This is a genomic window from Kangiella sp. M94 (genome assembly GCF_054926195.1).
This window is the reverse complement of the sequence record NZ_CM142903.1, coordinates 832506-844781: the sequence shown is the minus strand read 5'-3', so window position 1 is coordinate 844781 and position 12276 is coordinate 832506. Positions and strand designations below refer to the sequence as shown.

Annotated in this window: 13 protein-coding genes; 1 reads left to right on the top strand and 12 read right to left on the bottom strand. The window is 44.6% G+C overall.

What is annotated here, in order from left to right; all coding sequences use genetic code 11:
• Positions 1-100: 100 nt before the first annotated feature.
• The 4 genes from tsaB to adk are packed head-to-tail and all read right to left on the bottom strand — an operon-like array spanning position 101 to position 4493.
• Entirely contained in the window at positions 101-808 is a 708-nt protein-coding gene (gene tsaB / locus ACYTXU_RS03950) for a tRNA (adenosine(37)-N6)-threonylcarbamoyltransferase complex dimerization subunit type 1 TsaB (protein ID WP_462208533.1), read from the bottom strand.
• Positions 809-817: 9 nt separating this feature from the next.
• Complete coding sequence (locus tag ACYTXU_RS03945; protein WP_462208532.1) at positions 818-2779, bottom strand: ATP-dependent DNA helicase; 1962 nt, start codon at positions 2777-2779, stop codon at positions 818-820.
• 24 nt (positions 2780-2803) lie between these two features.
• A complete protein-coding gene (gene hemH / locus ACYTXU_RS03940; protein ID WP_462208530.1) occupies positions 2804-3796 on the bottom strand; it encodes a ferrochelatase in 993 nt (330 codons plus the stop codon).
• A gap of 40 nt (positions 3797-3836) precedes the next feature.
• Entirely contained in the window at positions 3837-4493 is a 657-nt protein-coding gene (gene adk, locus ACYTXU_RS03935) for an adenylate kinase (RefSeq protein WP_462208528.1), read from the bottom strand.
• A 284-nt stretch (positions 4494-4777) separates the two neighbouring features.
• Here adk and ACYTXU_RS03930 point away from each other — a divergent pair, with 284 nt between their 5' ends.
• On the top strand, positions 4778-5302 hold the full coding sequence (locus ACYTXU_RS03930; protein WP_462208526.1) for a hypothetical protein: 525 nt from the start codon (positions 4778-4780) through the stop codon (positions 5300-5302).
• 3 nt (positions 5303-5305) lie between these two features.
• On the opposite strand, the gene ACYTXU_RS03925 is transcribed toward ACYTXU_RS03930, so the two are convergent.
• From ACYTXU_RS03925 to ACYTXU_RS03890, 8 genes are all read right to left on the bottom strand, one after another.
• A complete protein-coding gene (locus ACYTXU_RS03925) occupies positions 5306-5659 on the bottom strand; it encodes a VanZ family protein (protein ID WP_462208524.1) in 354 nt (117 codons plus the stop codon).
• Between the two features lie 209 nt (positions 5660-5868).
• Positions 5869-6360 carry a hypothetical protein gene (locus ACYTXU_RS03920; RefSeq protein ID WP_462208523.1) on the bottom strand — a complete coding sequence of 164 codons (492 nt, stop codon included), beginning with the start codon at positions 6358-6360 and terminating at the stop codon, positions 5869-5871.
• Positions 6361-6420: 60 nt separating this feature from the next.
• Positions 6421-7269 carry an alpha/beta hydrolase gene (locus tag ACYTXU_RS03915; RefSeq protein ID WP_462208521.1) on the bottom strand — a complete coding sequence of 283 codons (849 nt, stop codon included), beginning with the start codon at positions 7267-7269 and terminating at the stop codon, positions 6421-6423.
• A gap of 49 nt (positions 7270-7318) precedes the next feature.
• The gene (locus tag ACYTXU_RS03910; RefSeq protein WP_462208519.1) at positions 7319-7447 is read right to left on the bottom strand and encodes a hypothetical protein; all 129 of its coding nucleotides are present in this window, start codon (positions 7445-7447) and stop codon (positions 7319-7321) included.
• Between the two features lie 141 nt (positions 7448-7588).
• The gene (locus ACYTXU_RS03905) at positions 7589-7897 is read right to left on the bottom strand and encodes a hypothetical protein (RefSeq protein ID WP_462208517.1); all 309 of its coding nucleotides are present in this window, start codon (positions 7895-7897) and stop codon (positions 7589-7591) included.
• Positions 7898-8222: 325 nt separating this feature from the next.
• Positions 8223-10127 (bottom strand): molecular chaperone HtpG, encoded by a 1905-nt coding sequence (gene htpG, locus ACYTXU_RS03900; protein WP_462208515.1) that lies wholly within the window; start codon positions 10125-10127, stop codon positions 8223-8225.
• A 129-nt stretch (positions 10128-10256) separates the two neighbouring features.
• Positions 10257-10640, bottom strand: a complete 384-nt coding sequence (locus ACYTXU_RS03895; RefSeq protein ID WP_462208513.1) for a hypothetical protein — start codon at positions 10638-10640, stop codon at positions 10257-10259.
• Between the two features lie 2 nt (positions 10641-10642).
• Entirely contained in the window at positions 10643-12247 is a 1605-nt protein-coding gene (locus tag ACYTXU_RS03890) for a S41 family peptidase (RefSeq protein WP_462208512.1), read from the bottom strand.
• Positions 12248-12276 lie beyond the last annotated feature (29 nt).

Here is a 12276-nt window from a genome sequence, read left to right as displayed (position 1 = left end):
GCCTGATTAAACTCCTAACAGGCAATTAAAATCAAGCACTTAAACTATATTGCTTTATATGTAACACAAAGTCTATGAACACTTCCTGAATTTCAGAGATTCAGCCTGGCTTACCCTGCTCAGCGACTTTCTTCGCTACATTGTTACGCAAATACACCGGTTGTGCCTGTTCAGCATCCATCGCTAAGCCATCGGCAAGCTGCTTGGCGACCCACGGCAACATAAACTCTGCGCTGGGGAAGCTAACTTCTTGCTCGATAACCAGTGATACATTACTACGTTGCGCCAACTGTTCAGGATAAGTCTGCCAGCCGCTTCCAACCGCTCTATAGATAATAGACGAATCCAGCTGGTCAATGGTGACAGTTTCTGGCTCAGCGACCTCCTCCTGCCCCACTAACGTCATCAATCCATTCTGTAGCTGGTAAACAGCCCAATAGACCTCGCCCATCCGAGCATCGATGGCGCTCAAGATATGCTCTTCACCAGTACTTTGATAAGTCGCTTGTGCCATGGCCTGTAAGCTGGAAACGCCAACCACTGGCACGCCAGCTCCATAAGCGAGGCCTTGCACAATACTGATACAAATACGTAGACCGGTAAAGGCTCCTGGTCCCTGCCCATAACCAATCACATCCAGATCGGTTAATTGGATTTTCGCCTGCTCTAATAGTGCATCAACCATCGGCAGTACCAGCTCACCATGTTGACGCGGCGCAACTTTATAGTCGCTATAGACCGCATCGCCTACTTGCAAGGCAACAGAACAGGCTTCAGTAGAAGTATCAATGACAAGAATATTAGACATGAATAATGATTAGTCTTGAGTTAGGTTTTGCAGAAATTCTAACACAGTCTTTTGTTCGCGCGTACGACGCATTGGCGGCAAGCTTCGCAGGAATCGTTTGCCATAGGCATTGGCAATTAAGCGAGGATCGCACAACACCAGAACACCTCGATCAGTTTGGTCACGAATCAAGCGTCCCGCGCCCTGCTTTAAGGCAATAATGGCCTCAGGAATTTGCAGGTCAAAAAATGGATTTTTACCCGACTTACGCATCGCCTGAATCTTAGCTTCGATAAGCGGTTCATCTGGCGCCGCAAAGGGCAGTTTATCAATGATGACGCAGCTTAGCGCCAAACCTTTAACGTCAACGCCTTCCCAGAAACTGGAGGTTGCCAACAATACCGCATTGCCCTCTTCCCGAAAATCTTCAATTAACTGATTCTTTGGCTTTTCACCCTGCATCAATACCGTTTTATCCAGCAGCTTATCTTTCCACAGCTCCTGCACCTGATGCATCGCGGAATAACTGGTGAAGAGCACGAAAGTACCACCAGGATTGGCCTCAACAATCGGTAACACGGCTTTTTGCCAACTGTTGATGAAATCTTTTGAACGAGGATCTGCGAGTCCACGAGGGATATGCAAGATCGCTTGCGAGGCGTAATCAAAAGGGCTTGGCAGCTCAAGCTCACGAGCCTCATCCAGTCCCAAGCGTTCTTTGAAGTGTTTAAAATCGCTAGTGCCTTTACTGCTTGCCTGCGTAATCGTTGCCGAAGTAAAAACCCAACTACGCGTCGACTGTTCGCGACAACTTTGCGCAAATGCTTTGGACACATCAAGAGGCGTCTCCATCATGGCAAAACCCTGCCGATAAGTTTCCACCCAACGTACTGCGGTCAGCTCCTGATCCTTATCGCTAAAAAAGGCCAGCGTATGCAAACATTCTTCTGCGCGTTTATGGCAAGAATCCAAACCTTTGGATCGCGAAGCATGACGCTCTAACCGACTGTGTAGTGCACCCAGTTCTTTTTTTAATTCGGCCAATAATTGTTTACGTTGAGGATTAACAATCTGCTGCCAGTTTTTCTTCTGTCCTGATTCACCAAGACTTAAACGGATTTCATTAACCGCACCCTCAACACGACGAACCGCCACCGATAACTGGCGATCGTCTTTGGCATTGGTTAAAGCTTCTAACTCAGTATCGCGACAAATTTCCATGAGCTGTCTGCTAGTGAGTCGGCGTCCATAAAAGCTATGTGCGATATCTGCTAATTGATGTCCTTCATCAACCACCACAATATCGGCATCGGGTAAGAGCTCACCAAAACCGTCTTCTTTAAGCACCATGTCAGCGAGTAACAAGTGATGATTAACGACTACAACGTCAGCTGTCACTGCTCGTTGACGTGCTTTAGCAACAAAACACTCTGCATAATCTGGGCACTCAGCGCCAAGGCAATTTTCATTGGTCGAGGTCACATAGGACCAAAGGGGATCGTTGTCAGCAAGGTCAGTACACTGCGTCAGATCGCCGCTGGCTGTTTTCACAGACCATTCATTGACTCGACTTAAAGTATCGACCATGGAGCGACTTTGGAACCGTCCACTTTCCAGACTCTGTTGCAGTCTGTATTGGCATAAATAATTATTGCGCCCTTTGAGCAAAGCAATTTTAGGCGAGATAGAAAGAGCCTTACAGATATCAGGTAGGTCGCGGAAATAGAGTTGGTCTTGCAGATTTTTAGTTCCGGTAGAAACAATAATTTTACTGTCTTGTTCGTACCAGCTTTTTAAGGCAGGAACGAGATAAGCAAAGGTTTTGCCGGTTCCTGTTCCTGCTTCAATACAAATCGAGGCTTCATCTTTGATGGCCGACTCAATAGACTGAGCCATCTGTTCCTGCTCGGAGCGTCGGACAAAGCCTTCGAAATAATCGGCCAACAGACCATCAGCAGAAAAGAGTTCTTCTAAAGATGCTAATGATGCCATTGGTCAGAGCTACTATTACAACAATTACTTGAGAAAACGTTGTTCAAGCAACGTTATCATCATTTCAATATGAGCATCATCATCATTCAAAGCAGGAATATATTCGTAACGTTTGCCACCGCTCTCAACAAATATGTCTTTGTTTTCTTCGGCAATTTCCTCAAGAGTTTCTAGGCAGTCGGCACTAAAGGCTGGACAAACGACCTGTACCGATTCAACGCCCTCTTTACCCCAGCTTTCCAGAGTTGCATCAGTATAAGGCTTGATCCACTCTTCTTTGCCAAAACGGGATTGGAATGAAGTCAGGTAATCTCCTTCTTGCAAACCCAGTTCTTTGATAACAAGCTCTGTAGTTTTATGGCATTGCTTTTCGTAAGGGTCACCGCTTTTACTGAAACGCTCCGGCACACCGTGATAGGAAAAAAGTAACTTGTCTGCTTTACCTTGGTTATTCCAGTGGCGCTTAATCGAATCAGCAAGCGCTTTGATATAAAGAGGATCATCATGATAATCGCCAACAAAAGAAAACTCAGGAACAAAGAACTCTTTTTTCATGGCTTTAGCAACCCGATCAAAAATCGAGGCAGTTGAAGCAGAACTGTATTGAGGATAAAGCGGTAACACGATAATGCGTTCGCAGCCCTGATTTTTAAGTGCTTTTAACGCTTTGGGAATTGAGGGGTTGCCATAGGCCATCGCGATTTCAACTGGAATATGCTTGCCATATTCCTGCTCAACAAAGCGATCATTCATCATGATTTGTAACTTCTTGCGCTGGCGCTGAGTAATAGCCAGCAATGGCGAGCCTTCGCGAGTCCAGATGGATTTATACAGTTTGGCGACTCTGGCAGGACGAATACGCAAAATAATACCGTGTAGTATTAAGCACCAGACCCATCGGGTCAGCGACACTACACGGTAATCATGAAGAAACTCAGCAAGATAGCGCCTAACCGCTTTAGGAGTCGGCTCGTCAGGCGTTCCAAGATTACAGAGGAGAACTCCTTGTTTTTTCAAAAACAGCCTCTCTTTTAAGCAATGAATAAAGGTGCGCGGATTATGACTCTAAACCTGTGAAGATTGCGTCACGAATATCTTCAACAGAACCCACACCTTCAACTCTTACGTATTCTGGCGCAGCATCCGCATCTTTTTCAGCCCAATCAGAATAGTACTCAATCAAAGGCTTGGTCTGCTCAACATAAACCGCCAAACGACGACGGATAGTATCTTCTTTATCATCATCACGCTGAATCAAAGGTTCACCAGTAACATCATCTTTTCCGGCCTCTTTAGGCGGATTGTAAGTCACATGATAAACACGGCCCGAAGCAGGATGAACGCGACGACCGCTTAGACGCTTAACAATCTCTTCGTGATCAACGTCGATTTCAACAACATAGTCCACATTAATATTGTTCTCACGCATAGCGTCAGCCTGAGGAATAGTACGTGGAAAGCCGTCCAGCAAGTAACCATTAGCACAATCGGCTTCTTTCACACGCTCTTTGACGATACCAATGATAATGTCGTCCGACACCAACTCACCAGCATCCATCTTTTGTTTGGCCTGTATACCAAGCTCAGTACCGGCTTTAACCGCCGCACGTAACATATCCCCGGTAGAAATCTGAGGAATATCATACTTTTCTTTAATGAATTGAGCCTGTGTACCCTTACCAGCACCTGGCGCGCCAAGCAAAATAATGCGCATCTGCGGAATCTCCTACAAGTAGTCGCAATGTATGAGTTATAAGGCGCTAAAGATACTTGGATCAGCAGGCTATCTCAAGTAAAAAATCCGGCAATTTCATGTAAGTGAGGCCTGAATGGCACTCGACAACCTATTTCCTTTCAAAATAGGCAAAAATGGGCAAATTACCTATAGAACAACTAACAAAGTCGCACAGGCTCCTAAGACATAATCTATATGTGGTCATTAACCGATTGATTACAATTGGACTGTTTTTGGGGTAAACAACACTAAGGAAGGAACCAATGAAAACACTAATAGTACTACTCTTCTCTCTAATACCACTAACCAGCTTCGCAATCACACCAGTTTCAGGTGATGCAGGTAATATTCAGTCAGATCATCAAAACCCAGGCTTCACCAACAACATGACCTCATTCTGGGTCAAAGAGAAATACGATAAACCCTGCTGGGTTAGAGTGGGGTTCAGAACGACTTGGCCAGATACCATTGAACGGTGCATTGGCTCAGCCCCATCAGGTTCTAAAGGAAAAGTTGAGGTTGGCTTGTACATCACAGGAATTCGAGTATGTCACTCAAGTTCGGGAAGAGTCAAAGGTTATACGCTATTTGGCAAAGACGGTAATGGCAATACTCAGGTAGAAACCTTCAAGCGTCCGAATTGCGACAGCTGGCAACAGCGCGTAAACTGCCCAACCGGAGAAATGGCCACCGGTGTTCGATTACACTTCGATGCAGGCTCAGGCAATAAATCTGATATCCTGACCGGTGTTCAGCTTCATTGCGGTTCAGCACCCTTCGTAGAGTAAGCTCTACTGCTTTAGGTAAGGTTTCATAACCTTACCTAATAGCACTCCAGTCAAAACTCCTAATGTATTCGCCATCAGATCAAGCCACTCAAAGCCACGATTCGGAATAAACTGCTGTAGAAACTCAATCAACAGCGAAAAAGCAATACAGCCAATCACTATCTGCCAGCTTGGATGCTTCTTTGAACCCATCCGCGCCAAAAAAGCCAACCCTGCGTAACCAATAAAGTGCAACGCCTTATCCCAAGGTAACCCCTTCGGCAACTGCTTACCAGGCATCAGAGACATGGTAAAAATTGCCAAACAAGCTATGACGAATAAAACTTTAAATAATCGACTGTTTAAAAACTGAACCATAAAAAAACCGCCAGAGGCGGTGAATCCAAATAAAGTTAGCAAGATTCTAGCAATTAGACTGGTACCAAGCTAGCAGTATGTTGCCATAGAGTGCGTTACTAAACATCCTAATGCACAGTAGGGTGCGTCGTGACGCACCGCTTGAGCTAAAGGGTTTCTGCGTTCTAAAAACCTCGCATGAAAAATTTGGTGTGCCACGTTTTACGTTTCTAGTGTTCCGCTAAGGGCCATTTGTTTAATATGATTTTAAAAGCATCCTTTGCTTGATTTACTGTTTCAGGATGATATTCAACTGAAAAATCCACATCCAAGTTACCATTATGCCAAAACTCCTTAAAGGTCCAGTCACCAACGTAATTAACCTGTTGCGCTTCTACTGAAAAGAAATAATTTATATGCCTAAGGCTAGGTCTCAAACTTGTATACAACTTATACTTTGAAAGACGATAAATCCCAGGAGTCAATTTAAATACTACCGGATTTCCGCGGTTCCCCTCACGGATCATGTCACGCAAATCAACCTTCTCACCAGTATCAATATTTTCTACTTGGATTTGGGCTGATAATGCAGCATTTTGATTATCAGCTTTAACCAATATAACCCCATAAGAGGGGTCAGAAATCATTTCATTATGTTTATCTTCAATCGATATACATCCCAACATACTTACGGATAATATAGTAACAATTAAATATCTCATACTAACCCTCTATCAGTCATGTTCACACAGTTTGTGCCTACCCTAAAATTTATAATTCTATTATTCATAATCCTTAAACAACCAGTTCATACCTTCACGATAACTGTCTGTACTGTTGGCAGCGTGAGTTCCACCTTCGATGCTAATCACTCTGACAGCCCACGGTAAAGACTTCTGTGCTTCCACAAAATCACGCCACTCAAACGCAGATTCCCTTAAGTTTGGTCGGTCATTAGAGCCACTAGTCACTACTAATCCTAAGTCTGTTCGTATAGCAGGCTCTCCGGCTGAAAAGAACAAGTCGTGGCCAGGAGTGAATGATGGATTACTGGCAATACGTCCCCAGAACAAATCTGGGTCAGTAAAAGCAGAATAAAGCACCATGGTTCCGCCATAGCTTTGACCGAAAAGCACTCGCCTGGTCGGGTCAGCACGGAAGCGACTCTCGACATCAGGGATTAACTCATTTTGCAAAAAATGATGGAAATTTGCCGCCCCACCTTGCCCTTCTTTAGCGTCGGGTGAGTTCGGAGTAAAGTCATAACCACGTTTATTAATAGCAGGATCAAAAAAACCGTAAGCAATCCCCACAATAATCGCTTCAGGCAGCTTATCGTCATAAGTCAGGAACAAATGGTTGGATGCAAGAATTGGAAACAAGGAATCCCCATCGAGCAAGTAAACGATGGGATATTGAGTAGAGTTCTCATCATAACCCTGCGGTAGACGCACATAAATATGCATCGAACGCTCTAAAACATCCGACTGGAATTCAAAATAATCACCCTGCAACGCAGGAAGGTGTTGTATTGAATCCACAGCATTATCATTACCCGAAGGCGGTAACTGGGCTTGGCAGGCTGATAGAAGTATCGCGATGATTAAATAACTAATTCGATGGAGCTTCATTAATTCTCTCTTATGGTTTGGTCTATAAAACAGTAGGGATGATGTAGGCTTAATTTACTCTGACACCATTAATTTTGGCAGTTTTCACTGCATCAATCTCAGCCTGCAATTGAACAAGGGATGCTGCAACAGGAAAGTTAACACCAGCGATTCTAATCAACTTGAAAAACCAATCCATCTTTATACTCCCTGTATGCCTAACGCAGAGTGCAGCGGCAGTTTATGGAGTGGCGTTTTGTGCTAGCGTAGCGGCCAGCGCAAAAAGAGCCACGGAATAAACTGTCCGACTGACACGTATTGTTAGCTTTATGATGCGCTTTCAATCTCCAGCTCCAAATTTGGATGCTTTAACTACACCGGATTCCAGTTCAATAAAGCAAGCCATACGAAAAAATGGCGACGCATGGTTATTTATAACTGCTCTATTCGTATTCTCTGTGAGTGCTCGATGTAAATAAAGCTCATTTTTTGACACATCGCTGTTCACTTGCAAATATGTTTGACCTACAACTCCCGAAGTACAATATCGTTTAAGAGAAGCTGAATCGTAATATAGATATCCGGCTATGGATGCCAATACAACAAGAATTGCAACAGCTGTTTTTAAAACACTTAATACAATTTTCACCTTCAAATTCTCGCAGCTGAAACCAAAAGCTAACATTTTATTATACGAATTCGTTTGTAAGACTCTAATATCATTAGTCTTTTTTTACAAGTGTCGATTTTCTGGATATCTCGGGGATTAGAGGATCTCCTAATCTCAAAAGGGATAATCTTAATTTCTTTATAAAACAAAGAGTAAGCTTTATTACAACCAACAAAAGTAGCATCGAGATACTGGTATTCGATATTAATGAGGACACTTAGGCTCAATATCGATATCTTGTCCAATCTATCGATTACAAAAAAGCCCGCGTAATGCGGGCTTCTAAGTTTCAACGACTATGAAATCAATTAGCCAGTTTTAGCAGCAGTTTGTTGAGTTTTGTTGCGAAGCTGGCTGGGTCTTCTAGCTGGCCGGCTTCGGCAAGTTGGGCCTGATCAAATAGTACGTCGACCCATTCGTTGAATTGGTCTTGGTCCTGTTCTTTTTCAACTAGCTGAATCAAGGCGTGTTCTGGGTTGAGTTCGAACACTGGTTTTACATCTGGTACTGGCTGACCGGCGGCTTGCATCATCTTGACGATCTGCAATGGCATGTCGCCCTCGCCTGCGACGATGCATGCTGGTGTGTTGGTTAGACGCAATGTGACTCGAACATCGGCTACTTTGTCGCCGAGCACCTCTTTGACGCGCTTGACCAGGTCTTCGTGTTCTTTTGAAGCCTGTTCCTGGGCTTTTTTGTCGTCAGCATCTTCAAGGTTACCAAGATCTAATGAGCCTTGTGTGACCGATACAAATTGCTTGCCTTTGTATTCCTGTAGGTGCGATACCGTCCATTCGTCGATGCGGTCGTGCATCAAGAGAACTTCGATGCCTTTCTTGCGGAAAATTTCCAGATGCGGGCTGTTTTTCGCAGCAAGGAAACTGTCGGTAGCGATGTAGTAGATTTTGTCCTGTTCTGGCTTCATGCGCTCAATGTAATCATCCAGCGACACAGTTTGTTCTTTGGTGTCGTTATGGGTTGAGCTGAAACGGAACAGGCTGGCAATTTTTTCTTTGTTAGCAAAATCTTCGCCGGGACCTTCTTTCAAGACCTGACCAAATTCGTTCCAGAACTGCTGGTACTTTTCTTGGTCTTTCTTGGCCAGTTGCTCAAGCATTTTTAACACACGGCTAACAGTTGCAGAGCGCAATGATTGCGTTACTGAGCTGTCTTGTAAAATCTCACGCGAGACATTCAGCGGCAAATCATTAGAATCAATTAAGCCACGCACGAAACGCAAATAAACTGGCAGAAATTGCTCAGCATCATCCATGATGAAAACACGCTGCACGTAAAGCTTTACGCCACGGACGCGATCACGGTTCCACATATCGAATGGCGCTTTGGCTGGAATGTAGAGCAAGCTGGTGTATTCCTGTTTGCCTTCAACTTGGTTATGACTCCAGCTTAAAGCGTCTTGGAAGTCATGAGCAACATGCTTATAAAACTCTTGATATTCTTCGTCAGTAATTTCTGTCTTAGGACGAGTCCACAAGGCGGTCGCTTTGTTAACGACTTCGAACTCAGGTTGTTCTGGTTTATCTTTGTCTTCGCCTTGATGCACTTTATGCATTTCAACTGGCAATGAAATGTGGTCAGAGTATTTGCCGATAATGGTGCGCAGGCGATAGTCCTCCAGGAACTCTTCTTCGCCATCTTTAAGATGTAACGTAATGTCTGTTCCACGAGTGCTTTTAGTAGTTGGCTCAATGGTAAACTCACCATCACCCGCTGATTCCCAGATCACGGCCTGGTCTTCTGCCAGTCCAGCACCACGTGTCACAACAGTCACTTTGTCGGCGACGATAAAGGCTGAGTAGAAACCTACACCAAACTGCCCAATCAACTTTGAGTCTTTTTTCTTGTCGCCGGTCAGCTGGCTCAAAAAGTCGGCCGTACCCGATTTAGCGATAGTGCCAAGATGGGCAATGACCTCTTCTTCGGTCATACCGATGCCGTTATCAGAGATGGTTAAAGTTTTGGCGTCTTTATCGGTGGTAATACGAATACGCAATTCAGGGTCATCTGCTAACAGGCTGGCATCATCCAATGCCTTGAAGCGGAGTTTATCCGCTGCATCAGCTGCGTTTGAGATTAGCTCACGCAGGAAGATTTCTTTATTGGAATATAAAGAATGCACCATCAAGTGCAATAGTTGTTTAACTTCAGTTTGAAATGAATGTGTTTGTTTTTCAGCCGCTACCGACATAACAAATCTCCGTTATCTGTTCAGTAAGAAATTTACAAAGAAAGGTTGAAACGTGGATAGGATGTGGGGATCTGCTGGGGTAATTTCAAGGCTCTAGCAGACAATTAAAACCCGTCTGATTGCTAATGGCTAGGGTAGCTCAATAGGCTCACACTCAACGGTTTGCAAAGGATAGAGGGTGTCGTTTTGTGAATCAAACAGATAGCAACCCTCTTCATGCTTGAGCAGCTGAAATTGACGTGGCATTTCCTCAATCCGCCCCATCACTGGCAGGCCATCCTTTTTATGCTCTGCAATTTGAATGGTCAGGATGTTGGTATCGGTTAGCACATCTTGCGCCAGAGTCACTGGTCGGTCATTGAAAATAGTTGAAACCACTTCGGTTAGTTCCGCAGTGGTTTCAGCTGAAGGATTGGTAATCTTGGCCGGTTCTGCATGAGCAGGGTCAATGGTCTTGCAGGCCGAAGCCAACAAGACCGTTGAAACCGTTGCTAATATCAGCCTACAACTCATGACTATTTCGGTTCAGTCAGAATCAGGTTCTGTTTTAAGAACATCCGATCACGCAGAATTTGTGAGTTATAGAGCGAGTTCTCGCCATAAACATCAGAAGGCTTATAAGGTGCCTGATGTAATGATTTTGCAGTCGGAGCCGGACAGGTTCCTGTATCACGGAAGCTTAAAGCTGCCGCTAGTCTGGCTTCCTGCTCATCGCCTAATGCATTATTAAAATCATCTGCAACCAGGCAACCACGAACGACATCTTGACCATTATCGCTGCCGCCTATAACAAAACCGTCAGCATAATCTCCAAAGCCTTTGTCATTCTCACCACGGAACTGAATAGTGAAATAAGTGATACCACAGTTATCGGTAGCATAGAAGCCATAAGGTTTACCGCAAGTATCACTGCCGATCAGAATGACTTCGACATCGATACCACGCAGGCCATTGATGAATGCTTCACTAGCCGAGCAAGTGCCACCATCTGATAGTACAAAAATGCGCGACAGATTCAGTTGCGGCAAAGCTTGTCCTTGGTTCACTGAGAAGCCTAGCGATGTGCTGTAAAAAGGTGTGGGTGACAAAGTCTGCCCAGTTACCGGATTGGTGGTTGGGTGCTTATCGTTAAACACCGTTTGGCTATAGGTTTGTCCGCTAGTAGCGGCACTTCCGGCCACCATATAAGCAAGCTGACTCGATATCGCCAGGAAGCCACCGCCATTGTATCGAAGGTCAATAATCAGGTCGCTGACGCCTTGGGTTTCAAAGGTGGTAAAGGCATCAATTAACTCAGCTTCTGCATCGACAATACCGAAGGTATTAAAGGTCAGGTAACCAACGTCACCACTGGCAGTTGCAATGATTTTTTCATTTTGCACCGGATCGGTAGTCACGATTGCCGAAGTCATTGTGATGGTACGTGTAGCTCCACCGATTTCTTCAATCAAGAACTCATGATTTTCGCCGGCACTGTCTGGAAATAAACCTGCATTTAAGGTATCAACATCACTACCATTGATCATATCAACGCCATCAATCTCAAGGATTTTTACACCACGGGTTAAGTTGGCAGTAGTCGCTGGTGAGTTGGGTTCAGTAAAGGCAACGCGGACATCTCGTGGTGGGGAAGATTGGAGCAGCACCCATTCAGCACCATATCCGGCAGAAGCACCCGATGATACCAGTTGCTCATAAACATCAGTGTCATAAGTGTAATGGAAACGGTCTTTAGGATTGCCTGATGGTGTTAAGGCAGTGGTTTTCAACAATGCAAAGTAATCGACGGGGTCATTATAGTTAGCGGGGTTTCGATCCTGAATTTCGTCATACCAAAGGTAAGTGTTATTGCTCCAGGAACGAAGCCAATGGTTTTCATGTAAAGTTGAACCGGGCTTGTCTGGCCATGGATTACCGTCAATATCCGTATCATTTCTTGGTATCTCACAATAATCCTTAAAGAGATCCTCGTCTTCAAAAACCCCTTGGGTCCACGATAACTGTTCCTCTGTTGGTGGGCTTGAATCCGAGTCTGAGTCACAGCTGACTAAGAAAAGAGAAAGAGAAGCAAGACCAAGAAGCTTGAGTCGATTCGACCATTTGCTGTTTTGTGTGTTCATGCGCACCTACCTGAACTTAAGTGATAAGT